This is a genomic window from Asaia sp. HumB (assembly GCF_030263835.1).
GTDB lineage: Bacteria > Pseudomonadota > Alphaproteobacteria > Acetobacterales > Acetobacteraceae > Asaia > Asaia bogorensis.
Map to the genome: position 1 here is coordinate 248,388 of NZ_JARPML010000002.1, position 25,968 is coordinate 274,355.

Annotated in this window: 27 protein-coding genes and 1 tRNA gene; 13 read left to right on the forward strand and 15 right to left on the reverse strand. The window is 60.7% G+C overall.

Annotation, left to right across the window (positions count from 1 at the left end; all coding sequences use genetic code 11):
- Positions 1–110 precede the first annotated feature (110 nt).
- The 3 genes from P5689_RS02455 to P5689_RS02465 all read left to right on the forward strand — a co-directional run bounded on the left by P5689_RS02455 (position 111) and on the right by P5689_RS02465 (position 3,418).
- Positions 111–1,025, forward strand: a complete 915-nt coding sequence (locus P5689_RS02455) for a LysR family transcriptional regulator (protein ID WP_285531966.1) — start codon at positions 111–113, stop codon at positions 1,023–1,025.
- Between the two features lie 51 nt (positions 1,026–1,076).
- Positions 1,077–2,141 carry a trifunctional transcriptional activator/DNA repair protein Ada/methylated-DNA--[protein]-cysteine S-methyltransferase gene (locus P5689_RS02460; protein WP_285531967.1) on the forward strand — a complete coding sequence of 355 codons (1,065 nt, stop codon included), beginning with the start codon at positions 1,077–1,079 and terminating at the stop codon, positions 2,139–2,141.
- A gap of 374 nt (positions 2,142–2,515) precedes the next feature.
- The gene (locus tag P5689_RS02465; protein ID WP_081866669.1) at positions 2,516–3,418 is read left to right on the forward strand and encodes a prohibitin family protein; all 903 of its coding nucleotides are present in this window, start codon (positions 2,516–2,518) and stop codon (positions 3,416–3,418) included.
- 346 nt (positions 3,419–3,764) lie between these two features.
- On the opposite strand, the gene groL is transcribed toward P5689_RS02465, so the two are convergent.
- The 3 genes from groL to P5689_RS02480 form a co-directional block, all read right to left on the reverse strand.
- Complete coding sequence (gene groL / locus P5689_RS02470; RefSeq protein ID WP_023978433.1) at positions 3,765–5,408, reverse strand: chaperonin GroEL; 1,644 nt, start codon at positions 5,406–5,408, stop codon at positions 3,765–3,767.
- Positions 5,409–5,458: 50 nt separating this feature from the next.
- On the reverse strand, positions 5,459–5,749 hold the full coding sequence (groES, locus tag P5689_RS02475; RefSeq protein ID WP_023978434.1) for a co-chaperone GroES: 291 nt from the start codon (positions 5,747–5,749) through the stop codon (positions 5,459–5,461).
- 227 nt (positions 5,750–5,976) lie between these two features.
- Positions 5,977–6,180: a DUF4169 family protein gene (locus tag P5689_RS02480; RefSeq protein WP_285531968.1), complete on the reverse strand. Its 204-nt coding sequence runs from the start codon at positions 6,178–6,180 to the stop codon at positions 5,977–5,979.
- A gap of 50 nt (positions 6,181–6,230) precedes the next feature.
- Here P5689_RS02480 and P5689_RS02485 point away from each other — a divergent pair, with 50 nt between their 5' ends.
- Together P5689_RS02485 and P5689_RS02490 are read left to right on the forward strand one after the other, a co-directional pair.
- Complete coding sequence (locus tag P5689_RS02485; RefSeq protein WP_285531969.1) at positions 6,231–6,905, forward strand: dienelactone hydrolase family protein; 675 nt, start codon at positions 6,231–6,233, stop codon at positions 6,903–6,905.
- 30 nt (positions 6,906–6,935) lie between these two features.
- The gene (locus P5689_RS02490; protein WP_285531970.1) at positions 6,936–7,256 is read left to right on the forward strand and encodes a DUF2934 domain-containing protein; all 321 of its coding nucleotides are present in this window, start codon (positions 6,936–6,938) and stop codon (positions 7,254–7,256) included.
- Between the two features lie 133 nt (positions 7,257–7,389).
- Here P5689_RS02490 and P5689_RS02495 read toward each other — a convergent pair whose 3' ends face one another.
- On the reverse strand, positions 7,390–8,277 hold the full coding sequence (locus P5689_RS02495) for an S-methyl-5'-thioadenosine phosphorylase (protein WP_285531971.1): 888 nt from the start codon (positions 8,275–8,277) through the stop codon (positions 7,390–7,392).
- Between the two features lie 178 nt (positions 8,278–8,455).
- Between P5689_RS02495 and hemF the strand changes: the two genes are divergently transcribed.
- Complete coding sequence (gene hemF / locus P5689_RS02500; RefSeq protein ID WP_285531972.1) at positions 8,456–9,397, forward strand: oxygen-dependent coproporphyrinogen oxidase; 942 nt, start codon at positions 8,456–8,458, stop codon at positions 9,395–9,397.
- 130 nt (positions 9,398–9,527) lie between these two features.
- The gene (locus tag P5689_RS02505; RefSeq protein ID WP_285531973.1) at positions 9,528–10,631 is read left to right on the forward strand and encodes a hypothetical protein; all 1,104 of its coding nucleotides are present in this window, start codon (positions 9,528–9,530) and stop codon (positions 10,629–10,631) included.
- Positions 10,632–10,697: 66 nt separating this feature from the next.
- On the opposite strand, the gene P5689_RS02510 is transcribed toward P5689_RS02505, so the two are convergent.
- From P5689_RS02510 to P5689_RS02530, 5 genes are all read right to left on the reverse strand, one after another.
- On the reverse strand, positions 10,698–11,324 hold the full coding sequence (locus P5689_RS02510) for a Smr/MutS family protein (protein WP_285531974.1): 627 nt from the start codon (positions 11,322–11,324) through the stop codon (positions 10,698–10,700).
- Positions 11,325–11,380: 56 nt separating this feature from the next.
- A complete protein-coding gene (locus tag P5689_RS02515) occupies positions 11,381–12,838 on the reverse strand; it encodes a cytochrome-c peroxidase (protein ID WP_408868557.1) in 1,458 nt (485 codons plus the stop codon).
- 270 nt (positions 12,839–13,108) lie between these two features.
- The gene (locus P5689_RS02520; protein WP_023978443.1) at positions 13,109–13,945 is read right to left on the reverse strand and encodes a site-specific DNA-methyltransferase; all 837 of its coding nucleotides are present in this window, start codon (positions 13,943–13,945) and stop codon (positions 13,109–13,111) included.
- Positions 13,945–15,102 carry an MltA domain-containing protein gene (locus tag P5689_RS02525; protein WP_285531976.1) on the reverse strand — a complete coding sequence of 386 codons (1,158 nt, stop codon included), beginning with the start codon at positions 15,100–15,102 and terminating at the stop codon, positions 13,945–13,947. Before P5689_RS02525 ends, P5689_RS02520 begins: the two co-directional genes overlap by 1 nt.
- A gap of 143 nt (positions 15,103–15,245) precedes the next feature.
- Positions 15,246–15,929 (reverse strand): Tim44/TimA family putative adaptor protein, encoded by a 684-nt coding sequence (locus P5689_RS02530; protein ID WP_062164848.1) that lies wholly within the window; start codon positions 15,927–15,929, stop codon positions 15,246–15,248.
- Positions 15,930–16,163: 234 nt separating this feature from the next.
- On the opposite strand from P5689_RS02530, the gene secB reads away from it, so the two are divergent.
- Positions 16,164–16,682, forward strand: a complete 519-nt coding sequence (gene secB, locus P5689_RS02535; RefSeq protein WP_023978446.1) for a protein-export chaperone SecB — start codon at positions 16,164–16,166, stop codon at positions 16,680–16,682.
- A gap of 251 nt (positions 16,683–16,933) precedes the next feature.
- On the opposite strand, the gene P5689_RS02540 is transcribed toward secB, so the two are convergent.
- The 3 genes from P5689_RS02540 to tsaD form a co-directional block, all read right to left on the reverse strand.
- Positions 16,934–17,023 (reverse strand) — tRNA-Ser (locus P5689_RS02540).
- A gap of 257 nt (positions 17,024–17,280) precedes the next feature.
- On the reverse strand, positions 17,281–17,475 hold the full coding sequence (locus P5689_RS02545; RefSeq protein ID WP_285531977.1) for a hypothetical protein: 195 nt from the start codon (positions 17,473–17,475) through the stop codon (positions 17,281–17,283).
- A gap of 124 nt (positions 17,476–17,599) precedes the next feature.
- Positions 17,600–18,688, reverse strand: a complete 1,089-nt coding sequence (gene tsaD / locus P5689_RS02550; RefSeq protein ID WP_285531978.1) for a tRNA (adenosine(37)-N6)-threonylcarbamoyltransferase complex transferase subunit TsaD — start codon at positions 18,686–18,688, stop codon at positions 17,600–17,602.
- Between the two features lie 88 nt (positions 18,689–18,776).
- Between tsaD and hemC the strand changes: the two genes are divergently transcribed.
- The 5 genes from hemC to P5689_RS02575 are packed head-to-tail and all read left to right on the forward strand — an operon-like array spanning position 18,777 to position 23,175.
- Positions 18,777–19,886, forward strand: a complete 1,110-nt coding sequence (gene hemC, locus P5689_RS02555) for a hydroxymethylbilane synthase (protein WP_023978449.1) — start codon at positions 18,777–18,779, stop codon at positions 19,884–19,886.
- On the forward strand, positions 19,879–20,625 hold the full coding sequence (locus tag P5689_RS02560) for a uroporphyrinogen-III synthase (protein WP_285531980.1): 747 nt from the start codon (positions 19,879–19,881) through the stop codon (positions 20,623–20,625). Before hemC ends, P5689_RS02560 begins: the two co-directional genes overlap by 8 nt.
- Entirely contained in the window at positions 20,622–21,479 is an 858-nt protein-coding gene (locus P5689_RS02565; RefSeq protein ID WP_285531981.1) for a 23S rRNA (adenine(2030)-N(6))-methyltransferase RlmJ, read from the forward strand. The genes P5689_RS02560 and P5689_RS02565 overlap by 4 nt, the downstream gene beginning before the upstream one ends.
- Positions 21,476–22,441, forward strand: coding sequence for an NAD(P)H-dependent glycerol-3-phosphate dehydrogenase (locus P5689_RS02570; protein WP_285531982.1), 966 nt, complete (start codon positions 21,476–21,478; stop codon positions 22,439–22,441). The genes P5689_RS02565 and P5689_RS02570 overlap by 4 nt, the downstream gene beginning before the upstream one ends.
- A 23-nt stretch (positions 22,442–22,464) precedes the next feature.
- Positions 22,465–23,175 (forward strand): TylF/MycF/NovP-related O-methyltransferase, encoded by a 711-nt coding sequence (locus P5689_RS02575; RefSeq protein ID WP_285531983.1) that lies wholly within the window; start codon positions 22,465–22,467, stop codon positions 23,173–23,175.
- A gap of 64 nt (positions 23,176–23,239) precedes the next feature.
- Here P5689_RS02575 and P5689_RS02580 read toward each other — a convergent pair whose 3' ends face one another.
- The 3 genes from P5689_RS02580 to P5689_RS02590 form a co-directional block, all read right to left on the reverse strand.
- Positions 23,240–23,536, reverse strand: a complete 297-nt coding sequence (locus tag P5689_RS02580; protein WP_285531984.1) for a superinfection immunity protein — start codon at positions 23,534–23,536, stop codon at positions 23,240–23,242.
- Between the two features lie 85 nt (positions 23,537–23,621).
- On the reverse strand, positions 23,622–24,539 hold the full coding sequence (locus tag P5689_RS02585) for an aquaporin (RefSeq protein WP_285531985.1): 918 nt from the start codon (positions 24,537–24,539) through the stop codon (positions 23,622–23,624).
- A 153-nt stretch (positions 24,540–24,692) separates the two neighbouring features.
- Positions 24,693–25,934, reverse strand: a complete 1,242-nt coding sequence (locus P5689_RS02590; protein WP_285531986.1) for a nucleoside transporter C-terminal domain-containing protein — start codon at positions 25,932–25,934, stop codon at positions 24,693–24,695.
- Positions 25,935–25,968: the final 34 nt, after the last annotated feature.

Consider the following 25,968-nt stretch of genomic DNA (forward strand, 5'->3'; position numbering starts at 1 on the left):
ATATCCTCTCGTTTCCATACGCAGAGGAGACCATGCGTGCTGGCTTGCGATAAGCCGCGCATTCCTGTCATCATTATTCACCAAAACAGAACAATCGGCAGGATGGGCTCATGGACAGACTGGCCAGTATCGAGCTTTTCCTGCGCGTCATCGAGCGCGGCAGCTTCAGCGCTGCGGCCTCTTCCTGCGGTGTTTCACGACCCGCTGCGAGTGCTGCCATTCAGGCGCTGGAACGGCGTCTTGGCACAAGGCTGTTGCATCGCTCCACACGTCACGTTCAACCCACAGAGGAAGGCAAACTCTACTACGCCCATTGCCGCTCGATCGTCGCTTCACTCGAAGAGGCCGACCGGTCCATTGGCTCGGCGCTGACCGGCGTGATCCGTCTTGATACGGTCGGGCATCTTGCACGCACCATTATCCTGCCCGCTTTGCCCGATTTCCTGTCCCGTCATCCGGGGCTTACCGTGCATCTGGGCGAAGGCGAGAGGCTCGTCGATCTTCTGCGTGAAGGCGTGGATTGTGTGGTACGCGGCGGCCCCTTGCCCGATAGCGACATGATGGCTCGCCCGCTCGGCCTGCTTCCGGAAATCACGGTGGCCAGCCCTGATTATCTGGCCCGTCATGGCACGCCCCGTGACCCGGACGATCTGGACGGGCATTGCATGATCGGCTTTGCGTCGTCCCGCACGAAGCAGGTCCTGCCGCTGGAATTCAGCCTTGGCGGCCAGCTTGTCGAACGTATCCTGCCGGCTCGACTTCTCGTTTCCGGCGCGGAATCCTCGGCGACAGCAGCGTGCCTCGGGCTTGGTCTGGCTCAGGCGCCGCGTTATCGCTTCGAGGCCGAACTGGCACGCGGCGCGCTGGTCGAGGTGCTTTCTGCATTTCCTCCGGCCCCGACGCCCCTGACGCTTCTCTACCCCAGCAACAGGCAGCTCCCACCGCGCGTACGCGTCTTCATGGACTGGCTGATCGACATCTTTTCTGCGTTCGACAGAAACAATCGCAAACAGGCAGAAAAATGAAACGCCCGTTTTCCGGCCTCACGTTCTGAGCGGAGGGGTTAGGGTCATCTCATGCTGTTCGATCTTCCCTCCCATGACACGCTCTATCAGGCGCTTCTTGCGCGCGATGCCCGATATGACGGACGGGTTTTCGTGTGTGTTGGAACGACGGGAATATTCTGCCGTCTGACATGCCCGGCACGCAAACCCCTCGCCACCAACTGCACCTTTCGCGACAGCGTGCGCAGCTGCATCGAGGCCGGGTTCCGCCCCTGCAAGCGATGTCATCCGCTCCAGGGCGGCGGCGCTCATGACCCCCTCATTGCCGAGCTGCTCGACAGGCTCGAATCCAATCCGGGTCGGCGCTGGAACGAGCAGGATCTGGTGGCCCTCAGGCTAGACCCCTCAACTGTCAGGCGCAGCTTCAAGCGGCATTTCGACATGACGTTTCTGGATATGGCCCGGCAGCGTCGCCTGCGCGACGGCTTCCTGACCCTCTCACAGGGAGAGCCAGTCATCGCCGCCCAGCTCGATTCAGGATTTGAATCGGCCAGCGCCTTCCGTGAGGCCTTTTCCAGACTGATCGGTTGTGCGCCCGGCACGCTGCAACAAGGCGGTATGCTGCAGGCCAGCTGGATTGCGACGCCGCTGGGCGACATGCTGGCGGTATGCTCGACGCGTCACCTGCACCTTCTCGAATTCATCGATCGCAAGGCCCTCCCACGCGAACTCAAAGCCCTGCAAGCGGCGCTCAAATCACCTCTCGGGCTCGGCAGAACCCAGGTGACAGAGCAGGCACATGCGGAACTCGACGCCTATTTCGCGGGTGTATCGGCCCGCTTCGAGACACCCCTCGCCCCCTCGGGATCCGAGTTCACGCGCCGGGTTCATCGCGCCCTTCAGGACATCCCACCGGGCGAAACACGTAGCTATAGCGCCCTTGCCCGCACCATCGGCCACCCGGGTGCAGTTCGAGCCGTGGCACGCGCGAATGGCGCCAATTGCATCGCGCTCATGATCCCGTGCCATCGGGTGATCGGCGCAGATGGCACCCTGACAGGCTATGGCGGCGGATTATGGCGCAAGCAACGCCTGATCGAGATCGAGCGCTCATTCGGCGCCCGGATCACAGCATAGGTTCTGACATCTCATTTTCCTGCCGGTGACGCCTGCTGCCCCAGCCGGAATACCGGCATCATGGCAGTGCGGCGAACACAAGAAATCCATGACAGGCGCGTTATCTCTGCGCTCGACCGAACCAAACAGTGGCAAGGCTGACAAATGAGGCTGGCGCGGCCTTTCGGAAACGACCTGCACGAGAAGCACATCAAGATCGTATACGCGTAGTCGACTGGCAACAGCGATGCAGTGACTGGCGATGCACACTGGACGCGCCCCGCCGCTCCGCCCTTTCGTTACGATAGTGTTACTTGATGCTACATAGCGTGGCTGTAACAGTAACGTCGCTCTCGCAATGACGGGGCGAATACTGCACAGGGATCCGCAGCAACATGTCTTTTCCTCAGCCGCCATCAAGACTACCCGTTCAGGTGCCCTCAGGGATAATCAAGTTTGGCGTAGTTGCCCTTGGTGCTGTCGCGATCGTTGCTGTGCTCAATCCATTCTACCAGATCGCTTCAGGCTATTGCGGCATCCTGACCAATTTCGGTTCGGTCCAGCCCAACGCTCTCGAGCCCGGGCTGCATATCGCCATACCGGTCTATCAGAAGATCATTTCAGTCTCGACCCAGCCGCAGACCATCACCTCGCATGAGCAGGCTGCCACGCACGACCTTCAGGACGTCCGCACGTCTGTCTCGGTAACGTTCCACATCGCACAGGCTGATGCCCCGGGTTTTTATCGTGATTTCCGCACGCTGGACATGCTCGCGCGCCGTATCATTGAGCCCACGGTTTCGAACGATGTGAAGGCCATTACGGCCAATTATAACGCCGAGGAACTCATCACGAAGCGGGATCTGGTTGACGGGCAGATCAAGGATCTGATCATCCGGTCGCTTCAGCCCTACCACCTGACCATTCATTCGGTGAACACAGCGAATTTCGCCTTTTCAACGGCCTATGCACAGGCCATTGAGGCCAAGCAGGTCGCCCAGCAACAGGCGCTTCAGGCCCAGTATACGCTGCAACAGACGCAGATTTCGGCGCAGGCGCAGGTCGTACAGGCCAAGGCGCAAGCCGACGCCGCCATCGCCACAGCGCAGGGACAGGCGCAGGCACTACTGGTGACCTCGCAGGCGCAGGCAAAAGCCAATAGCCTGGTCTCTCAATCCCTGACGCCGGCGCTGTTGCAGCAGAAGGCGCTTGATCGCTGGTCAGGCACCATGCCGACCTATCTGAGCGCAGGCGCTCCCCTGCCCTTCATCGGCACCATGGATGGCGTCCAGAAATAAGGCGACAGCCCCTCTTTGATGGCGGGTCTTTCTTTCGGGGACGGCCCGTCCTCACGTCGGCGCTCATCCGGCCTTCTCTCCTAGCTGGAACACAGATCGGATATGCGGTCGAACGAGGATCACTTCCTGCCTGATCCGGCACGTTCTCTGCCTCTGCGACCATCGAGGGGACCAACGCTACAAATCTGACTGGTCATGTCCAAAGCTGCGATCCCGACCCGTTTACCTGTCCCCCTAAGGTGACGAAGCCTACGGGCAGTGATCTCGCCAGTACGCCACCCATGAAAAAACCGCCCTGTCTTGCGACAGGGCGGCTCTTTCGTAACCTCGATGGAAAGGCGCTGGATCAGAAATCCATATCGCCCATGCCACCCATGCCACCCGGGCCACCGGCCGGAGCGGCCTTCTTCTCGGGCTTCTCGGCAACCATGGCTTCCGTGGTGATCAGCAGGCCAGCAACCGAAGCTGCATCCTGCAGAGCCGTACGGACAACCTTGGTCGGATCGATGATGCCAGCGGCCACCAGATCCTTGTACTCGGCGTTCTGAGCGTCGAAGCCGTGCGTGTACTCGTTGATCTCGAGCACCTTGCCAGCGATGACAGCGCCATCTTCACCAGCATTGAACGCGATCTGACGCAGCGGAGCCTGCAGGGCCTTGCGGATGATGTCCGCACCAACGCGCTGGTCGTCGTTCTGGAAGGAGAGATCCTTCAGGGCAACAGAAGCGCGGGCAAGAGCCGTACCACCACCCGGAACGATGCCTTCTTCAACGGCAGCGCGGGTTGCGTGCAGCGCGTCATCAACGCGATCCTTACGCTCCTTCACCTCGACTTCGGTGCTGCCACCGACGCGGATGACGGCAACGCCACCAGCCAGCTTGGCCAGACGTTCCTGCAGCTTCTCACGGTCGTAGTCCGAGGTGGTTTCCTCGATCTGCGCGCGGATCTGTGCACAACGGCCCTTGATGTCGTCCGTGTTACCGGCGCCTTCAACGATCGTGGTGTTTTCCTTCTCGATATGCACCTTCTTGGCGCGACCGAGCATGTCGAGCGTAACGGTTTCGAGCTTGATGCCGATGTCTTCGCTGATGACCTGGCCGCCCGTCAGGATGGCGATGTCTTCCAGCATGGCCTTGCGACGGTCACCGAAGCCAGGAGCCTTGACGGCAGCGATCTTGAGGCCACCGCGCAGCTTGTTGACGACCAGCGTTGCCAGAGCCTCGCCATCGACGTCTTCCGCGATGATCATGAGCGGACGGCCGGACTGCACAACGCTCTCGAGCAGAGGCAGCATGGGCTGAAGCGAGGACAGCTTCTTTTCGTGGATCAGGATGTAGGGGTTATCCAGATCCGCCATCATCTTTTCGGCGTTCGTCACGAAGTACGGCGAGATATAGCCGCGGTCGAACTGCATGCCCTCGACGACGTCGAGTTCGGTGTGGAGGCCCTTGGCTTCCTCAACCGTGATCACGCCTTCCGAGCCAACCTTCTGCATGGCCTGCGAGATCATCTCGCCGATTTCATGCTCGCCATTGGCCGAGATCGTGCCGACCTGAGCCGTTTCGGCCGGGGTCGTGATCTTGCGGGTGTTCGCCTTCAGCTCTTCAACAACGGCCGCAACAGCCTTGTCGATGCCGCGCTTCAGATCCATCGGGTTCATGCCAGCGGCAACAGCCTTGGCGCCCTCACGGATGATGGCCTGCGCCAGAACGGTCGCGGTGGTCGTGCCGTCACCAGCGATGTCGTTGGTCTTCGAGGCCACTTCGCGCACCATCTGGGCGCCCATGTTCTCGAACTTGTCAGCCAGTTCGATTTCCTTGGCGACGGAAACGCCGTCCTTGGTGATGCGCGGTGCGCCGAAGCTCTTGTCCAGAACAACGTTGCGACCCTTCGGGCCCAGCGTGACCTTCACAGCATCAGCCAGGATGTCCACGCCACGCAGCATACGCTGGCGGGCATCAGCGCCGAATCTTACGTCTTTGGCAGCCATAATCTTTTCTCCAGTAGAGGTTCAGTGTGCGAAAATGGGGAGGCTGGAAATCAGCCGATCACACCCATGATGTCGCTTTCCTTCATGATCAGCAGCTCTTCGCCGTTGATCTTCACCTCGGTGCCGGACCACTTGCCGAACAGCACGCGATCGCCAGCCTTGACGTCCAGTGCTACCAGCTGACCCTGCTCATTGCGGGCACCCGGACCAACGGAGACGATTTCGCCTTCCATCGGCTTTTCCTTGGCGGTGTCCGGAATGATGATGCCACCGGCCGTCTTCTGCTCGCCCTCAAGGCGGCGAACGACGACACGGTCATGCAAAGGCCGAAAATTTGTCATAATGGATCGCTCCACTCTATCTCTAAGGCGGCGCCCTTGCTCAAAAGCAACGCCGCCGGTTTGCGCGCCCGCTAAGCCGCAGCGCGTTAGCACTCCCGTAGCGAGAGTGCCAAACAGGTAAGAGAGCCCCCGCCCTGCGTCAAGACCCCCGCCATATCTGCCATCCGAATTTCATCAAAAAATCAGTAAGCTGGCGCTTGCTCATTTCCCGGCCGGGGGACGTTCGATCATTTGCCCTCATCAGGCAAATGCGGCGCACCTTCGAGCCGGGCGCCATCGATCTCGCGCTTCAGACGGTTCTTTTCCTGCGTTGTTCTGGCGCGCTCGCCCTTGCTCTGCCCGAAGAGATGCCGGTTTTCATCAGCCTGCCGAGCATCCTTCTCACGCGCCAGACGTTTGCGTACCCGACGCAGGTTGACGATCTCTGCCATGTTATCGTTGCTCCTGATTAGAATGAACAAGCAAGAAGGAGGGCTGTTCCATGGGACGCCTGATATCCCTGACCGCCTCGGACACGCATCATTTTTCTGCTTATGAGGCAGGCGACGCCAAGGCACGTCGCGCTCTCGTGGTGGTTCAGGAAATCTTCGGCCTTACCGATCACATCCGTGCCGTGTGCGATGAACTCGCGGAACATCATGGCTATCATGTGATCGCCCCTGCCCTGTTCGATCGTGCCAAGCGCGATGTGGTTCTCCCCTATGATTCCAATGGCATGACCGAGGGCCTCGCCCTGCGCGAGAAAATCAGCCCCGATGCATTGCAGGCCGATATCACCGCCGCTTGCCACGCCCTGAATCATCACGGTCACTCGAAGGTCGGCATAACGGGCTTCTGCTGGGGCGGTCTCGTAGCATGGGAGGCCGCGACCCGTACGCGCAACTTCGCGGCTGCCTGCGCCTGGTATGGTGGCGGCATCGCGGCGCTCAGTCATGAGAAGCCCCATTGCCCGGTGCAACTGCATTTCGGCGGTGAGGACGACCATATCCCCCATACCGATATCAACACCATTCGCGAAAACAGGCCCGAGGTCGAGATCTTCGTCTATGACGACGCTGGCCACGGCTTTGGCTGCAATGATCGTCCTAGCTTCAACAAGCCGGCCCGGGACCTCGCCCATGAGCGCAGCATGGCGTTCTTCGAGGCCCATCTCTGATGTCCCACACTCTCAGTCAGGAAATCCATCATGCCCGCAGACAGCACCAATCCGCTCGTTGACAGTCCTGAGCGCGACGCCCGCATTGCCGCCAAGGCAAAGGAACTCTGGGAAGCCGATGGCAAGCCCGGATGTGGGCCTGAAGCCTACAATGAGAATGCCTCGGAAATTATCGGGATGGAGGAGCACCCGCATGCGGGAGAGATTCCCGTGAAGGATCTGCCTGATCCGCAATTTGCTGATGTTCAGGTCGAGAATGCTGAGATCCAGCAAAATCTGGGAGAGTTTCCCGAGCGTCAGACCGACCAGGGGGACCGTGAGCATTTCCCGGAGAAACAGGATCAGGCCTGATCACGCCGGCCTCCATGGGAATTGGGCAGATGCTTGCGATGGTAAGACGCGAGAAGTGCTCCGCGCCAACAGGAAAAGGCTGGCCCTCACGGGTCAGCCTTTTTCGTTCCGGCCTATCGAGACAGGTCAGTTTTCAGCGCAGAACGCGGCCCGCAACGGCATCGAGCTTTGCCAGCATGGCAGGGTCACGTGATGCCGGAGCTGTAATGATCGCATGATCCAGCGCCCGCTCCGCACCTGAAGGGCACAGACCACGCTTCTTGCCGAGTTCAGGAATGATCGCCTTGACCAGCGCCTTCGCCTTGGCAGCGTTCTGGGTCATGACGGCCACAACCGCATCGACCGTCACCGAGTCATGGTCGTCGTGCCAGCAATCGTAATCCGTCACCATGGCAATGCTGGCATAGCACATCTCGGCTTCACGGGCGAGTTTGGCCTCTGGCATGTTGGTCATACCAATGACCGAGCAACCCCACTGACGGTATAGCTCGCTTTCTGCACGGGTCGAGAATTGCGGCCCTTCCATCACGAGATAGGTCCCGCCACGCACCATCGGCACGCCGATCTTTTCGGCCTGCTCGGCAATCACATCGCCCATACGGCTCGAAACCGGATCGGCCATACCGACATGGGCCACGCAGCCACGACCGAAAAAGGTCTTTTCACGCGCAAACGAGCGATCGATGAACTGGTCAACCAGAACGAACTGTCCCGGAGGCAGATCCTCACGCAGCGAGCCGACAGCGGAAAGAGAGACAATATCGGTCACGCCGACACGCTTGAGCGCATCGATATTGGCGCGGAAATTGAGTTCTGACGGCGGAATGGGATGACCGCGGCCATGGCGCGGCAGGAATACGCAGCGCACGCCATCCAGTCGGCCGAACAGCAATTCGTCGGAGGGCTCACCCCAGGGGGTTTCGACCCGACGCCATTCCTTTTCTTCCAGACCGTCGATGTCATACAGCCCGGACCCGCCAATAAGGCCGATCACGGGTTCGATGGTCACGTTTTCAGTCATGCCGAAGTGCCTTTGCTCTGTGTCGTTAAATGTCGCGTTCAGGAACACCAGAATGGCTGGCTTCGCAACCTGTCAGTGTTTTCATTCTGCCCCGCATGGCCCTGTTCTGACGATTCTGATATGGCTCTAGGCTCTCAGGCTGGCGCAAGACCGGCTGGAACAGAATGTGGAGCTTGCCATGAGCGAGACCTTGGACCCCAAGACATTTGGCACCCTCATCCGGGACGACGTGCCTCATGACTCTTTCAAGGAAAAGGCGCGGCACTGGTTCGAGACCCTGCGCGACAAGATCTGCGCTTCGTATGAAGCCATCGAGGACGAGGCCGTCGCCAACAACTCGCCTGTCCTGCGCGATAAAACCGAGGCCGGGCGTTTCGTGCGCACGGCGTGGAACCGCAGTGAAGACCCCAACAGCGCCCTTCAGGGCAGTGGCGTCATGTCCGTCATGCGTGGCCGTGTCTTTGAGAAGGTCGGCGTCAATGTCTCGACGGTCTGGGGCGAATTCTCACCCGAGTTCCGCAAGAACATGCCCGGTGCCGATGTCGACCCCCGCTTCTTCGCAACCGGCATCTCGCTTGTGGCCCATCCATGCAACCCGCATGTGAGTGCAGCCCATTTCAACACCCGCATGATCATTACCAGCAATGGCTGGTTTGGCGGCGGCGGCGATATTACCCCCATGTTTCCCGACAGCGCTGAAGCGCAGGAAGATGCTGCTGCCTTCCATGAGACGTTTCGCAAGGCCTGTGAGCCCCACGACCCGACCTATTACGAGAAGTTCAAGGCCTGGTGCGACGAGTATTTCTTCCTGCATCACCGTGGTGAACCACGCGGGCTTGGCGGCATCTTCTACGATCACTTCAACAGCGGTGACGCCCAGAAGGATTTCGCTTTCACGAAGGATGTCGGTCTGGCTTTTTACGAGGCGTATCCACGTGCCGTTCGTGCGCGCATGATGCAGCCCTGGACCGAGGCTGATCGTGAGGCGCAGCTCATAAGACGTGGTCGCTATGTCGAGTTCAATCTGATACATGATCGCGGCACCGTGTTTGGCCTCAAGACCGGCGGCAACACGGAAGCGATCCTCATGAGCATGCCACCCGAGGTCAAATGGCCCTGATGGAGGTTGCTTCGGGGCAAACGCCCCGAGGCGTGGCGACACGATTTAGCCGCAATCATCTGGCTTACCAGCGCGTGCTGGCCAGACCGGCGGTGAAAGGGAAGAAGTGCGCTACAGGTTGACGTCTCACGTGACGGGTAAAAAGACGACCCGACGCAGCTTTCTCTCCGCTGTTGTCGCGACAAATCTGGCCACCATCCTTCCGGCCTATGCCTGGGAGGATGACGAACGGAGTGTCTCGACCTCGTCACTCATCGACTCACCCCGCCTGATTGTGGGTGGCGGTCCGGACTCCCTCCCCGGACAGGTTGCCCCGATGGTGGCGACCGCACTTGCAACCGGCCTCAATACGCCTCCCCCCATTGCCGTTCACTATGACATGGGACGCGACGGCGTCACGGCTGCCAATCTATTCGATAATGTCAGCCCCGAAGCGGATGGCGGGACCGCCATACTGGCACCCGGTGCTGCGCTGATCGCCTCGCTCTCCGGCGACGCGCGCGTGCATTTCGATTTCTCGCGCTGGGCTGCCCTGATTGTGGCACGCCGCCCGGTTGTGACGCTGGCCCGCGCCGAACTGCATCGCACCATACGCTCGCGCCTGAGTGGGCTGTTTCATGATCGGCCTGTCAGGCTCGCCGTATCCCATCCCACCGGCGTGGAGCTCTCCAGCCTTCTGGGGCTCTCCCTTCTCGGGCTTCATCCCTTGCCTGTCGCTGGCTACGCAAGCAAGGCTGAAGCGATGGAGGCCCTCAAATCCGGTCAGGTCGATGCCGTACAGCTTACACCCGGACCCGGGGATGATCTGGCCGCCGACATCGCGACAGCGCCGGAGGGGATCAAGCCGATTTTCTGCTCTGGCCCTACCGTAGCCAATGTACCGGGCTTCGAAGCGACATATCTCATGGCCCGTGGTCACGCCCCGGCAGGTGCCCTGTTTGAAGCGTGGCGCGCCGTTTCCAGCGCAGCTGCCTCAGCACTTGTCCTGGCATTACCCATGCTCACACCGCCCCTGGCCATCGCGCGCTGGCGTCATGCCTCGCAGGAGGCGATCCTGGACAGCGCCTTACGAAGCTGGAACGACACACAGCATCTCACGGTGGTAGCCGGTGCCGACGCCGCCCCCCTGTTGAACCAGTGCATGCCGGAGCTCACCTCGCTTCTGGCACTGCGGCGCTGGATCAACAACAATCAGCCGCGCTGGCGTCAGGGGCAGGAAACACGTCCCACCTGACAGCGCGTCAGATTATCTCGCGGGGAAAAGATACAGCCGCGGATAACCGGCCCGAACTATGTCGCCTCAGAGACGATGACGCGCCCTGAGCAGGATCCTCACCGCGCCCTTGTTGCGTTTATGCGTGTGAACCACCGCAAGGATAAGGGGTCGCAGATCGCCCCGCTCCAGCCAGTGGGGTAATTCCTGACGGATCACGCCGCCCTCCTGACCGCTGCCGAGCCCGGTAATCACCTCCACACAGCGAATACCCTGCTTGCTTGCGGCGTGCAGAAAATGATGGAGCTTGTAAAAGGCATCTTGGGCAAAATGCCCATGCAGGTCGAGCCGCTTCTGCGGCTTCATCTTGCCGGTCGCCAGAGCATTCCATGACGTTGTATCAAGACCCGGCTGCCGCCCATTGATTTCGAGGCGGTCATGGGTAATGGCGGGTTTTGCGACATGCGTTGCCACACGCATGACCTCACGCACTACATAGCGCGGCGCTGGCGAAGTCTTGCTGGTCTCAACGTCTACAGCGCCGGCGGCGTCACGCTGGATGCTGCGCCCCGACGCAACGGGACGCATGTTTTTACCCCTCGACGCAGCACCGGAGCGTCGTCCGGCGCGCCCGGCAGCACGAAGGGGCATGATCGTGCGCGTGAAGGCCTGCCACAACGTTTCATCTTCAGAACTTAGATCACGTCGCGACACGGCTGTTCCTTGGTGACGCGCACGAACACGCGTTTAGTTCTCAGGGCATTGCGCCCTTATGGCGCATCCTGTTGTGTTTCCGGCGCCTTCAGAGGCGGCTCCGCAATAACCTGCTGCAATGGCACGCCCTGATACTTGCCTGTCAGGGTTTTGAGGAAAGCAACGATATCGTCAACATCCTGCTTCGACAACGTTGCGTAGGGCGTTTGGTACCGGGCCATCTGACGCACGGCATCCGCCAGAGTTGCGGCACTGCCATCATGAAAATAAGGGGCCGTCAGCGCAACGTTGCGCAAATTGGGCACCTTGAATTTCTGGTGGTCATCAAGGGCATGGGTGAAACCTTCACGCCCTGAGTCCACATCGGTCAGCCCTACCTTGCGATCCGTGAAATACGGACCTTCCAGCCCCATGACCTCATAGGCATCGCCGCCCACGGCCACGCCGCTGTGGCAGCCCGAGCAGCCAATCGCCTTGAAGCGCTCATAGCCGCGCTTTTCCTGCGCCGTAATCGCGTTGTTATCCCCCTTGAGATAAAGGTCGAACGGGCTGTCAGGGGTGATCAGGGTTTTTTCGTACTCGGCAATGGCATTGGTGACCGTGCGCTGATTGACAGCGTTGGGGCCATAGAGAGCCTCAAATGCCGTATGATATTCAGGCACAGCGGCGATGATGGCAGCCACGGCGGGCCAGTCATGCGACCCCATCTCCACCGGGTTGGTGACGGGTCCCGCCGCCTGGGCTGCGAGGTCGACAGCGCGCCCATTCCAGAACTGGGCCATGTTGAACACGGCGTTATAGACGCTAGGCACATTGATCGGGCCTTTCTGGCCGTTGATTCCCGTTGCCGTGACGAGATTATCCACGCCTCCCTTGTCGAGCCCGTGGCAGCTCGCACAGTTGAGCTTGCCATCACCCGAAAGACGACGATCAAAGAAAAGCTGCCGACCCAGCTCGGCTTTCGTCCAGTCCACCGGCAAGCTTTCCGGGATAGGCTGAATGACCTCTCCCGCAAATTGCGGCGCAACCCCGGGCGTTGCGTAATAGCGACGACGCTGATCCGCCACCCAGGCCAGCACATCGCCACGGGCCTTTTCGGTCATGTAGGCATGCGGATGCATGAGCAGATAGGCCGCCGGCGGCATGCGGTTCTGGCTGATCACCTCCTCGATACGCGACAGTTGTTCAACCGAAGGCGGCTTGCCTGCCATGAACGCCGCAAGGATAGGCTCGAAACGAAAATGCCTCTGTCCCGCTACCAGATCGCGCTCCATGATCTGGTTGGCGAAAGGCAGCTTGAAATAGAACGGGAGATCCGCATTGCGCGTATGGCAGTAATCGCAGCGCGTTTCCTGAAATGCCTGAAACGCGGCCAATGCCTTGGGGTCATGCCATGTCGCGCTGCTCGTCGGCACGCGCGGCGCACCCTGATGATCGAAATGGGTCAGATAAGCAATTGTGGCGCCATAGGCCGCGATCCCTGCGACCGCCAGTCCGGCAATGGTTCTTTTTATGAGTTTCTTCTTCCCGGCGGCATCCGACAACCGACAATCTCCCAATCTGTGCAGATCGGGGCACCATGTCCAAACAGGTTGCGCCTGTCAAAGTATTGTTACCGATGACCTCAATAGGTATCACCGATAGTGTTAATCTATTTTAACGATATGTCATCTCTGCATGGGCAGTACGTGGCTGATACATCGGCTCCGCCCTGAGGGACTACAGCAGTCGTTCAAGGTCATCCCGCCGTGCGATCGGGATGTGAGGCGTTACAGGATTACCCCTCAGGAAGCTTCGTCATCTGTTTCGCCGAGAGCCTCGCGCAATCGACGCCGTGCGACGGAAACATAGCGGGTGTCGATATCAATCCCGATCCCGCTGGCTCCAAGCTCATGCGCGGCCACCAGACTCGTTCCTGTCCCCATAAAAGGATCGAGCAGCACGGTGCGCTCGTCATAGCCATGCAGGGTCATGCACGCCGTCGGCAGCGCCACAGGGAAGGTCGCAGGGTGGAGGAATTTCTCCTTGCGGTGGCGCACGGTCTCATACGGGATGAACCAGGTATTGCCCCGACAGCGCCGGTCAACCGCATGGCGCCTGCGATTGATGTTCGACTTGTCAGTGAAGGGAACACCCGCAGCGAGACGCTGAAGCGGCACATCCCCCTGATGCGTCAGGTGAAAGACATGCTCGTGATTATGGTTGATAAAGCGTGTGGAATTGACCGGCTTGAAATGACCATAGGTCTTTTCCTCAATCGAGACAGACTTGATCCAGACGATATGGTTCTGCAGCACGAAAATATCGCGCAGCTGCGTGATCAGCTCGAATGGGAGCCAGGGCTGCGCCGATGAGCCGGCGATATTCAGAAAGAACGAGCCGCCCGGTTTAAGCACGCGGGCAATCTGGGCGCAGATGATCTGCATCCAGCCGATATAATCCTGCTCCTCCAGACGATCGTTATAGGTGCGGTAGGCAAGACCGATATTATAGGGTGGCGAGGTCACGACAATATCGACCGATGCCTCTGGCATACGGCGCATGACATTGAGCGCATCGCCACGTATCAGGGCGTGAGGACCAATCGCCTCCCGACGCGCCCTGACCTTGTCATGCTTCATCAGGCGGGAGGATGCGGGAGCAGCACGACCATCCGGCCATGACTGCGCAGTTTTCCAGCCAGTGCCTCCGCCTCGGTGCCCCAGCCGGTGAACAAATCCGCTCGCCCGACACCCTTGATGTCGCTGCCGACATCCTGCGCAAAAACAAGATGCGTCCAGTGCCCCTCTGCCCCATTTGCCTGCGGCAGATGCGTGTCGATCCAGAGCGGCACGCCCAGCGGCAACACATTGCGATCGACTGCAACGGAACGACCGGGCGTGAGGGGTATCCCCATTGAGCCGGGGGCACCGCGATCGAGCGGCACCGTATCGATACGCCGGAAGAACACGTAGTTGGGGTTTTGCTCCATGATACTCTGGGCGCGATCGGGATGCGTAGCAAGCCAGGCACGCAGCGTCGCCAGCGACACATCCTGCGCCGCCATCTCACCCTGGCTCACCAGCACACGGCCAATTGGCACATAAGGCTCGCCATTCTTGGCTGCAAAGCCGACGCGACGCACGGAGCCATCGGTCATGACCAGACGCCCTGCCCCCTGGATCTGCAGGAAGAACAAGTCCTCGGGTGAGCGCAGCCAGGCAATTTCCAGACCGCGCCCCTCAAGCGCACCACGGTCGATTTCGGCACGGCTGTAATAGGGAACGAATTTGTCGTTCTCCCAGCGTCCTGTCACCCAGTCACCCGCCGTGTCCTTGGTGCGAACAAGGTCGGCAGGCTGCCCGTAGAGCGGTGTCTGGAATTCACCGCCCTTCTGAGCGGAAGCGTAGATCTGCGGTTCGTAATAGCCGGTGATCAGACCATCGCTCGCGACCAGATAGGGCGCGAACCACGTCTCGAAATAGCGCCGCGCTTCGCCTGGCTCACTCCCGACCGATTGAAGCGCGGTACAGGCACCGCTCCAGTCTCCGGCGAGGCTGCCATTGGGGATCGTGCCCTGCGCACCGCCAAGGTGCGTTTCCGGTGGCAACCTGGTGATGCGCTGGCACTCGGTGCGCAACTCCGGCAGAAGCGACTCAGGTGTTTCCGCTGACCAGCCATCGAGCATGGCATAGGTGACCGGGGTCAGTTCGAGGCGGGTTTCCTCCCGCTCCGGCGTGGCGCAGGAGGCCAGGAGGGCAAGGCTGAGCCCGAATGAGAGGCGGGTAATTGTCTTCATGGCAAACCGATTTCGTTATACAACCTGCGGGACCCCCAGCCCGATGAGAACATCAATCGGGCGATACGGGTCTGCAGAGTGCACATTCATGGGCCAGCCGGAAGCATGATACGCGTTCCGACAACGGAGAGGCTCAGCAGATATCAGGCTGCGCGCGCGGCCGCCAGATGCCAGGATGCGACTGGCTGGTTTGGGCCTGTCTCACTCTCGAATTCCCACAGATCGGAAAACTCGGTAACAGATTCCGTCCCGATCAGCGGCTGCCCACCAACATCGTTGAGAATACTGATCTGGCGTGAAACGATCTGCACGTCGATACGCGCCTTATCGCCGCCTTCAAAGCGCGTCAGCACGGCATCGACAATGGCCAGCGAGTTGATCCCGACAATCTCGGTGCGCTGTTGCTGCTGCGCCTCCTCGCGGGCCGTGATAGCTGCATCAAACCCGGCAAAAGCTTCAGGCGTCAGATAAAGACGCAGTTTTTCGCGATCACCCGTCGCGAAGGCCGTCACGACATCGCGGAAAGCCTTCTGCGCATTTTGCAGGAAGATTTCCGGTTTGAACCCGGGCTGTGCTGCCGCAATCTCGGCCAGAACCTGCCCGACCCGCGTGGCGGGCTGAGGAATATCGAACTTTGCGCTGGGTTCTTCCACGGGCGCCGGTGCGGCAGCCGCAGGCTGCGGGCGAGCAGGTACAGGCGCGGCTGTCACGGATGATCCGCCAACATCGACGCGACGACCGAGCACAGCACGCAGCCGCCAGACCAGAAGGGCCGTCAGCAAGGCAAAAATGACGATGTCGTAGGGGATATGCGAAAGGACAGACATCAGGACTTCAGCTTCCCGCTATTTTTTTCTCGAAGGGCATGTTGCCTAGGTAGAGCGGGTCGTGCGGTGGCACAACTCCCTGCCAATGCCTCCCAACCCGAAATATGGTCACATTTGCGCCGGAACCTTAGGCTGTTGGCGTGAGTCATCGATCATGCTACCGCCTAGAGGTACGCAATGCAGCTCTCATGGGCTGCATGTTCACAACCGCCCATGCGAGCAATGCGAGGCTTTATGTCCGATACCGTCCAGAACCCGGCCAACGACCAGGGCAACCCGCCCGCCCTGCCCCTGTCGGTCAATCTGCAATACACGAAGGACCTTTCCTTCGAGGTCCCGGCCGGTGCAGCGATTTTCGCAACGCTGCGCTCCGCACCCCAGATCTCGGTCAATATCGACGTGCAGGCCAATCGCCTTGAAGAAGCCCAGCCGGTTTTCGAGGTTGCACTCGCCATCCGCGCCGAAGCGACCGAATCGCCGGAAACCGAAGGCGGTGCAGCGGGCCGCACGGTGTTCATCGCCGAGCTGACCTATGCTGCCATCGTCACGCTGACCGACGCCCCCGCCGAGCTGATCGAGCCGATCCTGCTGGTTGAAGTGCCGCGTCTGATTTTCCCTTATGTTCGCAGCATCATCAGCGACGTGACACGCGATGGCGGCTTCCCGCCGATCGTTCTGCAGCCAATCGATTTCGTGGCACTGTGGCAGGCCAAGCGCGCCCAGCAATTCCCCGAGACCGCAGGCAACGCCTGATCATGAGCACCGGGAGGGCCCACCCCTCCCGGTACGCACGCGCATCACGCGCCTGCAATGGCTCGAAGGCCGAAAAGAATAATGGATATCATGGGTATCGCCGCGGGTGCCTGACCCGGTCAGCGTCGAGCCGATCAGCGATTGTCACTTCTGGCTTAGCCGATGACGAGTTAGCCCCTGCAGATGCGCTACGGTGCGCGATGATCTGCTGCGGGACAGACTGGAATCATAACCGGGAATTCTCGGAGAAATGGCGGAGAGGGTGGGATTCGAACCCACGGTACGCTTACACGCACGGCGGTTTTCAAGACCGCTGCCTTCAACCACTCGGCCACCTCTCCTGCGCTCATCAGGGTTTGACCCCTGAGGCAAGAGCCGCTTCTTTGCCCGGTTTCATAACGGGATGCAAGAGGGGGAATACCACGAAAAAAGGGCCGCCACCCGGCGCGCGCTATGCAGGCCTCATGCGGGCACCTCTGTTCTTCTTGCAGCTGACCCGAAAGGGTCAATCCGGATCCGCTGGCTCGCTCACACAGAACTCTGCTCGATCCGCACTCGCGCCAACACCTGCGCTGCGAGTATCAAACCCAGCGACGACTCAACCGAGCAGGTGAAACCAGGAAATGATGGCCCAGAGAGCACCGAGCAAGAAAACCCCCATGGCAATGGTGGGTAGAACGATCGACCAGAGGAAGCTTCGAACTGTTTGGGCTGGTTCGGCGATACCCGCCTGACGCTCAAGCGCACTCGCCTGTTCATCAATGTTGCACCAGGCATCGTCTTCTTTGCTCATCACATGCACCTTTCCCGCTGTTACTACTATCAGCCAAGCACGGATGGCAGATTCAGGCCAATCAGTTCTTGGTCATCATACGTCGCAGCCTTGGCGTAGTGCCTCAATACTATCGAAGTAGGACCTATGCCCCGGATTGTTTCCCGGCAGGCAGAATATCGCCCAGTGGCCAGCGGGGGCGTGGTGCGGCTGTAATGCCGTCCTCGAGCATCGCACCCGCCTGCTCGTAGGCGCGGATTGTCTCGATGGCCGCCCAGCCCACCATGACGGCATTATCCGTGCACAGGCGCAGCGGTGGTGCTACGAACGGAATATGCGCCTCCTGCGCAACCTGCTCCAGAGCGGCTCGGATCGTCGTATTCGCTGCAACGCCGCCGGCCACGACAAGGGACGTGGCCCCTGGCAACGCCTGAAGGGCATGGCGCGCCCTGTCTGCCATCACATCGCAAACGCATTGCTGAAAACTGGCTGCGATATCCGCTGCAACCTGCCGTGGCAGGGCCGCCATGCCATAGGGCTCGATCTGTCGGGCTACCGCTGTCTTCAGTCCTGAGAATGAGAAATCGCAACCCGGCCTGCCCATCAATGGACGCGGCAGGCTGATGCTTACAGCATTGCCCTCAGCCGCAAGCTTTTCGAGGGCAGGACCACCCGGCCAGCCCAGCCCCAGAAGCTTGGCCACCTTGTCAAAGGCTTCGCCCGCTGCGTCGTCGATCGTCCCGCCGAGCTTTTCGTAGTGCCCCACACCGTGCACGGCGACGCATTGGCAGTGCCCGCCCGACACCAGAAGCAAAAGATACGGAAATTTAATATCGGTCGCGACCAGCCCCGGCAGTCGCGCTGTCAGGGCATGTGCCTCGATATGGTTCACCGCGATGAAAGGCCGGTCCATCGCCAGTGCCAGCCCTTTCGCATAGTTGCTGCCCACAATCAGCCCACCGATCAGACCCGGGCCGGTACAGGCCGCAAAGGCCCCCATCTCGTGCAACGCAAGGCCCGAATTCTCAAGTGTTTGCCGGACGATATCAGGCAACAGGGACAGGTGCGCGCGTGCAGCAATCTCCGGCACGACCCCACCCAGCGCCGCATGGCCCGCCTGCGTATGCACGGTTTCGGCCAGCACCTGTCCTTCGGGGGAGAGAATTGCGCAGGCTGTCTCGTCACAGCTTGATTCGATGGCCAGGACCGGGGCCTTGAGTGAAAAACATGCCATACCCCCTGATAACGCGATGGAACGCCATAAGCGAGCCGTCTCTTTTCATGCATCACGCGGTGGAGTAGCAAGATCAGCCATGAAACAGATGACGATGCCCGAAGCGCTCATGACCCAGAGCCTGCAATTGCAGCAGGTTGCTGCCGAAGCCATGCGCCGACAGGCCTCGCCTCATCCGCCGACCTCAAGGCACTCCCTGCCGCTCCGCGTGGGCACGCGTGGCTCACCGCTCGCGCTTGTGCAGACGAGGGCTTTCCTGACACGGCTGACCCGTTTCTGCCCGCTGCTGCGCGACATGGGCGCGTTTCAGGAACATCCGATCAACACGACAGGCGATCAGGTCCAGTCCCGCCTTCTGTCGGAAATCGGTGGCAAAGGGCTGTTTGCGAAGGAAATCCACGAATCCCTGCTGGCACGGCAGATCGATTTCGCCGTTCACAGCCTAAAGGATCTCGAAACGGTTCTGCCTGCCGGGCTGACACTGGCCTGCACGCTCAAGCGTGAGGATGCACGCGATGTGCTGATCCTAAGCCCGGCGCTGCGCGACAAGGCAAAGGCGCTGGTCGCAGCCGGTCACTCCCCGCTCGATGCCCTGCCTTTTGGCGCCAGGATCGGCTGTGCCTCTGTGCGTCGTCAGGCCCAGCTGCTGCATCGGCGTCCGGATCTGCGGTTCGGGCTGATACGTGGCAATGTGCAGACACGCCTCGACAAGCTTGCAGGCGGCGCTTGCGACGCGACCCTTCTTGCTCTGGCCGGGCTACGCCGTCTGGGTATGGAAGACCGGGCCGATATCGTGCTCGACACCGATTTCATGATTCCGGCGGCCGGTCAGGGGATCGTTGGCGTGACAGTCCGCGCGGAAGACCGTGAACTGCTCGACTTGCTGGCGGCCATAGAAGACCCCGAAGCACGCGCTGTTGCGACAGCAGAACGCGCGCTTCTGGATGTGCTCGACGGCTCATGCCGCACGCCGATAGGTGGCTATGCCAGGCTGCGCCCCAAGGCCCAGCCGGGCGGGCGCGGTCATTTCGGCGATCGCGAGCTTGTCCTGACAGGTCTGGTGGCCCGCGAGGATGGCTCCTTCTTCCTGCAACGCGAGATCTGCGGCGAGCCGACCGAGGCCCTGCGTCTGGGGCGCGAACTCGGCCTGTCGCTCCGTGCCGATTCCCCTGCCGATATCTTTGAGGATCATGGCTGAGACGCCGCGCCGGACGGTCCTTGTCACACGCCCGGAACCGGGACTCAGCGATACGCGCCGTGCATTGGAGGCGCTGGGCTGGGAGCCTCATCTGGCCCCCATGCTGCGCATCATGCCTATGCCGTTGCGTCCCCTATCCCCTGTCGGTCGTATCGTCGTTACCAGCGGGCAAAGCCTCGACTCCCTGCGTGATGTGCTTCCACTGCAAACGCCGCTGACCGCAGTCGGCGCACGCACGGCCGAGCGCGCACGTGCCTGCGGCTTCAGTCATGTCGATCACGCCGATGGCGATGCCCGCTCCCTGTTGCAGCATCTCGGTCGCCCCCGGTCAGATCCCTCTCTTCTTCTCGCGACCGGACGCGGGCTTGGGGGCATGCTGGCGCGTGACCTGCGTAGCCAGGGCTGGCGCGTCACAAGACGGGTGGTTTACCATACCGCCCCCACCGGCAGGCTGGATGACGCCACCCGGACGTTGCTGGCCCAACAGCGTATCGCCGCTGTTCTCTTTTACTCGGCCGCGACAGCCCGTGCGTTTCTATCGGCGCTGGGGCCAAACGGCGCACTTCTCTCAACGGTGCGGGCGCTTGCCCTGTCGGACCAGATTGGCGACGCGCTGAGGCCGTCGTCATTCGCCGATATCGCCATCGCCGTACGACCGGAGCAGGAGGCGCTGCTGGATCTGCTCGGCCCATCAAGCGCTCCAGTACACGACACGCAATTCAGGAAAGACGCCCGTTGAACTATCGTCACGCCTATCACGCAGGCAACTTCGCTGACATGATGAAACACGGGCTTCTGCTCGTTATCCTTCGCCATCTGCTGCGCAAGCCAGCCGGATTTTGCGTGCTCGACACCCATTCAGGCTGCGGGCTCTATGATCTTGACGCAACCAAAGCGCAGAAAACCGGAGAATGGCGCGAGGGCATCGGCGCTTTCCATGACGCCCCGGCCCTGCCGGAAACCGTGCCAGAGGAACTGACTGATTACCTCTCGATCGTGCGCAGCTTCAATGCGCCCGATGGTCCGGCAAACCGCTATCCCGGCTCACCCGCGTTGATCGCCTCGGTGCTGCGCCCTCAAGACCGGCTCATCTGTTGCGAACTCCACCCTGACGACGCCCGCATACTCAAGCGCAACTTCCGCGATCAACCGCAGGTCGCGGTGCATGAGCGCGATGGTTATGGCGCGCTCAAGGCCTTTCTGCCGCCGCGTGACCTCAAGCGCGGCCTCGTCCTGATGGACCCGCCTTTTGAGAAAACGGACGAGTTCGATACTCTTGCTACCGCCATGCGCAATGCAAGGCGTGCTTTCCCTATGGGCATTGTCGCCGCCTGGTATCCCGTCAAGCATCGCGCCCCGGTGCGCCGTTTTCATGATACGCTGCGCGATATGGGTTTGCGTGATATCGTCGATTGCAGCCTCTATCTGCGACAGCCCACCGATCCTGCCCGGCTCAATGGCTGCGGCCTGACCGTCATCGCCCCACCCTATCGTTTCGAGGATCAGGCCAGAGTGTTTCTCAACTCCATCGCGCCCATCCTTTCGCCGGACGGTGAAGGCTACGCGGAAGTGACCCGGATCGTGGAAGAATGACAGCCACCTCCCCTCATATCGCCGTTATCGGTGCCGGTGCCTGGGGTATCGCCCTGGCTTGCGCCAGCGCCCGTGCCGGCGCGCGCGTAACGCTCTGGTCGCGCTCCCCGGTGGCACCCGGCACGCGAACATTGCCCCGCCTGCCTGCTGCCGTCCTGCCCGATGCGGTTGGCGTGACATCCGACCTCCCCGAGCACGCCGATCTGACATTGCTGGTGGTGCCCATGCAGACGCTCAGGTCAATCGCGCCGCGCCTCAAGGGTACCTCACCGCTCATTGCCTGCTGCAAGGGGCTCGAACTGGGCACGGGAGATCTCCCGCTCGATGTTCTGCGCGAGACCCAGCACGATCGGCCTCACGCCGTTCTGTCAGGCCCGAATTTTGCGATCGAGGTCGCGATGGGCGCTCCGGCAGCAGCCACCATCGCAGCGGCGTCGCTTGATGAAGCCCATCACTATGTCGGCCTGCTCTCCTCGCCGCATTTCCGTCTCTACGCCAGCGATGATCCGATTGGGGTGCAGATTGCCGGCGCTGCAAAGAACGTGGTCGCCATCGGCGCTGGGATCGCCATTGGCGCAGGGCTTGGTGAGAACGCACGCGCGGCGCTGATCACGCGTGCCATTGTCGAGATCGGTCGCCTCGCCGCGGCGATGGGAGGGCGTCCTGCGACGATAGCGGGCCTAAGCGGTCTGGGTGACCTGATTCTCACCTGTACGGGGGCGGGTTCACGCAATTACAGCCTTGGTCTCGAGTTGGGGCGCGGCACAAGCTTAGCCGAAATCCTTGGCACACGCAGCACGGTTGCTGAAGGCGTCGCCACGGCGCCTGCCCTGGCTGCAAGGGCAAAGGCGCTTGGCATTGCCATGCCCATTACCGAAACCGTCTCGGCCTTTCTGGCAGGGGAAATCGACCTCGCCCAGGCACGTCGCTACCTTCTCGAGCGGCCCATCACCGTCGAATAGAACTAACAATAAGGGACAGCATCATGTGGATGCGCAATGAAGCCATGCGTCGCCTCGTCAGCCGGAACCGGTTCGTCCGGTTTCTGACATTCGGTGTGCACAGCATGATGCAGATGAAGCTGCTCGGTGGGCACAAGCATCCGGTGACACTGCGTCGTCTCGACAAGGCGCGCGCAGGCACGGATTCACTCCTAAGCAGTGACGAGGCCTTCGTGCTTCATGAATTGGCGCAGGCGCAGGCCGTCTATGAAGGAGATATGGCCGAGTTCGGTGTCTATCGCGGTGCCTCGGCCGAGTTGCTCTGCATGGTGAAGAATCACCGCAGGCTTCACCTGTTCGACACGTTCGAGGGTCTGCCTGCACCCTGCGCGAGAGAAGGGAAGGTCTTTGCCAAGGGTGAGTTCTGCGGCACGCTCGATTCCGTCAAACGCAAGCTTGCAGGGTATGAGAACGTTGCCTTTCACCCCGGCTTCTTTCCGGACTCCGCTGCCTCGCTTGGCGATGAATGCTACAGCTTTGTCCATCTCGATGTTGATCTGTACGAAGCGACACTGGCCGGGCTGACCTATTTCTACCCGCGCATGATCCCCGGCGGCATTATTCTCACGCACGACTATTCCATCATCGATGGCGTGGCGCAGGCTTTTGCCGAATTTCTGGCCGACAAGCCGGAGCATGTCATTGAACTGCCCACCACGCAGGCCATGATCATCCGTCACCCCCGTCAGGACTGATCCGCCGATATCAAAGCAGAGGTGGCGCAGCCGGCGCCATCTCATTTCCCGTATGGGTCGAAGTCTATCTGCCTCGTCGGGGCAGAATATTCTTTAACGTACCGCGCAGGCGCTCGAGACGGGCCACCATCGCATCGCCGGGCCGATCCATGAAGGCCCATGCCATGAGCGGCATCCAGATCCAGAACTCCCAGAAAAACACAAGGTTGATCAGTGCGATCATCCGGAAAGACGGATGACGGCGCAGCCCGGCAACAAGCGTCGGCAGAAACACCCAGACAGAGCAGACAAGCCCAACAAGAACCAGAGTCAGTGGATCATGATCATGCAGGCGGTGCAGCAGCGCGCTCTTATCCAACATGTTAACGTCCCCATCTGTTTCGATAAGATAACGTTAAGACGCATGGTAAGGTGACGCAATGCAACCATTCATTGCTTTAAGGTAACTATCTCGCCTCGCCGGAAGCGCGGCCCTTATGCCTGAACCATCTCGACAGGAAAAACGGCGCGCGCCCTCCATGACCGAAATAGGCCAGACGCGCTTCATGCAGATGAACCCTGCCAAACGCTTCAGCCCGTATCAGGAAGATCATGATACTGGCCCCAGCGAAGGGGCCGAGCAGATAAACCCAGAAATGCTCCCATGATCCCGATATCAGCGCCGGTCCGACGCTACGGGCGAGATTCGTACTATCGCCCGAAAGCCAGGCCTCGAAGGGATTAAGTACGAAAAACACCGGACCTGCCGCCCACGCAGCAAAGCGCCTCAAAGCGGGCCGCGCACCGCAGAGCAGGACGACAGCAACGAGAATCGCCGTTGTATTGATCTCGCCTACAAAGGCCCACCATGGCGGCACAAATGGAGACGGCACGGTCGCTGCAAAGCGTGACGACTGGCACCAGAGCCCCCAGACTGGCCAGATCAGGCCACTCGCCGCAACCAGCCCCGTTCCCATGACCGCACCTGAAATCTGGGCGAGCATGTAAAACACCATATCGGTCAATGCCAGACGCTGGCCCAGACAGAATGCCAGGCTGATGGACGGGCTCAGATGAGCACCGCTGACACGCCCAAAAGGCGAAAGCGCCGCCAGCGTGGAGCTCAATCCGAAAACGAGCCCTTCGAGGGCACTGAGCAGATTGGGCCAGTCAGCCAGCGCCCTGGCGACCGGGCTATGCGGTGAGCCTATGGCAACGTTGGAGCAGACACCACCAATCATCAGCAGGCAGGTGGCCCAGAACTCGCAAATATAGAGCCGCGTATGAAGGTTCTTGCCCGGCTCAGGCTTCCCCATAAGAGGGCGGTCATGGGGATCGGGATAAAGGGAGTGAAGGTCCTGCTTGCCGGGTGTGTCATCCACCATGCCTGACCTGTCCCTCTTCCTCTGCCTTCCTGCGCCCTGCCATCCGAGACGTGTCAGATTTGCGGGATCGGTAAATCCTGCTGCTGACAGGCAAGATCCCTATGACGCCCCTGCAATAGCCGGGTCTATGCGAGACTTTCGGGGGACACTGGCTCAGGCGGCAATAAAAAGCCCCGTGATCGTGGCACTCATGAGATTGGAGAGCGTCCCGGCAATCACACAACGTGAAGCGATCGTCGCGATTTCAGCGCGTCGTTCGGAAGCCACGCTGCCAAAGCCACCGATAAGGATCCCTACGCTCGAGAAATTGGAAAAGCCGCACAGCGCGACCGAGACGATCGCGAGGCTATGAGCAGAGAGTGCATGCGCATGGATAAGCGGCGATAGACCGACATAGGCGACGAATTCGTTGAAGGCGATTTTCTGCCCAAGGAGCCCGCCAACGGTCAGGGAGTCAGCCCAGGGGATACCGATCAGCCAAGCGAGCGGCGCCATCAGCCCGCCCAGAAGCGCGGAGAGGCTCATCCCGGGCAGATGGAGCCACCCGCCCAATCCGTGAAGAACGCCATCGACCAGTGCGGTGATGCCGACAAACGCAACAAGAACGGCACCCACGGCAAAGGCCACGCGGGCACCGCTCATCGCGCCCTCGGCCAGCGCATCGAAAACACCGGATGTCTCGAGCACGGCGCGTGGCATGGGTTCTTTTGCCAGCGCGGCATCCTCCGGGGTGGGCCAGAGAATTTTGGCGAAAAGCAGTCCACCCGGTATTGCCATGAAAGACGCCGCCAGCAGGTAATGCATGGGCACACCAAGCCCCGCATAACCTGCCAGAACGGAACCGGAGACCGAGGCGGTGCCAGAACTCATGATCGTGAACAGTTCGGCGCGACGAAGCTTGTTCACATAGGGCCGCAGCACCACCGGCATTTCGCTCTGCCCCAGAAACACGGTCATGACGGCAGAAAAGGATTCGATGGCCGTTGTGCCGAGTACACGGCAAAGGCCCTGCCCGATGATACGGGCCAGCGCCTGCATGACGCCCCAATGATAGAAAAGGGCAATCAGCGCCGAGACATAGACAATGGCTGGCAGCACCTGAAAGGCGAACACGAAACTGTCCTGCCCGAACAGAGCGTCCATTTTGGGCCCTGCAAGACCGCCGAACAGAAAATGCGTGCCAACCTGCCCATAGGCCAGCACTGCCCCGACGCCATCGGCCAGCGCCCCGAAAAGCCTGCGCCCCCAAGGTACGAAAAGCGCCAGGGCACCGATGCCGCATTGCAGCGCCAGAGCAATACCCACCTGACGGAAATTTATGGCTCTCCGGTTACTCGAAAGCAGCACGCCCAGCGCGATGAGCACTGCCATACCAACCAAACCGCGCAGGAACATCAACGGCCCTTCAGATCATTCATTCCCTGCCCCC

Excerpts from the sequence above, each read along its gene's own strand:
- P5689_RS02520 (WP_023978443.1), bottom strand. The coding sequence starts at position 13,945 with ATGAAGCATGACAAGGTCAGGGCGCGTCGGGAGGCGATTGGTCCTCAC.
- hemF (WP_285531972.1), top strand. The coding sequence starts at position 8,456 with ATGAGCGAGACCTTGGACCCCAAGACATTTGGCACCCTCATCCGGGAC.
- P5689_RS02590 (WP_285531986.1), bottom strand. The coding sequence starts at position 25,934 with ATGTTCCTGCGCGGTTTGGTTGGTATGGCAGTGCTCATCGCGCTGGGC.
- P5689_RS02560 (WP_285531980.1), top strand. The coding sequence starts at position 19,879 with ATGGCTGAGACGCCGCGCCGGACGGTCCTTGTCACACGCCCGGAACCG.
- P5689_RS02570 (WP_285531982.1), top strand. The coding sequence starts at position 21,476 with ATGACAGCCACCTCCCCTCATATCGCCGTTATCGGTGCCGGTGCCTGG.
- tsaD (WP_285531978.1), bottom strand. The coding sequence starts at position 18,688 with ATGGCATGTTTTTCACTCAAGGCCCCGGTCCTGGCCATCGAATCAAGC.
- P5689_RS02585 (WP_285531985.1), bottom strand. The coding sequence starts at position 24,539 with ATGGTGGATGACACACCCGGCAAGCAGGACCTTCACTCCCTTTATCCC.
- P5689_RS02455 (WP_285531966.1), top strand. The coding sequence starts at position 111 with ATGGACAGACTGGCCAGTATCGAGCTTTTCCTGCGCGTCATCGAGCGC.
- P5689_RS02485 (WP_285531969.1), top strand. The coding sequence starts at position 6,231 with ATGGGACGCCTGATATCCCTGACCGCCTCGGACACGCATCATTTTTCT.
- P5689_RS02465 (WP_081866669.1), top strand. The coding sequence starts at position 2,516 with ATGTCTTTTCCTCAGCCGCCATCAAGACTACCCGTTCAGGTGCCCTCA.
- P5689_RS02575 (WP_285531983.1), top strand. The coding sequence starts at position 22,465 with ATGTGGATGCGCAATGAAGCCATGCGTCGCCTCGTCAGCCGGAACCGG.
- P5689_RS02545 (WP_285531977.1), bottom strand. The coding sequence starts at position 17,475 with ATGAGCAAAGAAGACGATGCCTGGTGCAACATTGATGAACAGGCGAGT.
- secB (WP_023978446.1), top strand. The coding sequence starts at position 16,164 with ATGTCCGATACCGTCCAGAACCCGGCCAACGACCAGGGCAACCCGCCC.
- P5689_RS02525 (WP_285531976.1), bottom strand. The coding sequence starts at position 15,102 with ATGAAGACAATTACCCGCCTCTCATTCGGGCTCAGCCTTGCCCTCCTG.
- P5689_RS02460 (WP_285531967.1), top strand. The coding sequence starts at position 1,077 with ATGCTGTTCGATCTTCCCTCCCATGACACGCTCTATCAGGCGCTTCTT.
- P5689_RS02490 (WP_285531970.1), top strand. The coding sequence starts at position 6,936 with ATGCCCGCAGACAGCACCAATCCGCTCGTTGACAGTCCTGAGCGCGAC.
- P5689_RS02480 (WP_285531968.1), bottom strand. The coding sequence starts at position 6,180 with ATGGCAGAGATCGTCAACCTGCGTCGGGTACGCAAACGTCTGGCGCGT.
- P5689_RS02580 (WP_285531984.1), bottom strand. The coding sequence starts at position 23,536 with ATGTTGGATAAGAGCGCGCTGCTGCACCGCCTGCATGATCATGATCCA.
- groL (WP_023978433.1), bottom strand. The coding sequence starts at position 5,408 with ATGGCTGCCAAAGACGTAAGATTCGGCGCTGATGCCCGCCAGCGTATG.
- P5689_RS02530 (WP_062164848.1), bottom strand. The coding sequence starts at position 15,929 with ATGTCTGTCCTTTCGCATATCCCCTACGACATCGTCATTTTTGCCTTG.
- P5689_RS02495 (WP_285531971.1), bottom strand. The coding sequence starts at position 8,277 with ATGACTGAAAACGTGACCATCGAACCCGTGATCGGCCTTATTGGCGGG.
- hemC (WP_023978449.1), top strand. The coding sequence starts at position 18,777 with ATGACGATGCCCGAAGCGCTCATGACCCAGAGCCTGCAATTGCAGCAG.
- groES (WP_023978434.1), bottom strand. The coding sequence starts at position 5,749 with ATGACAAATTTTCGGCCTTTGCATGACCGTGTCGTCGTTCGCCGCCTT.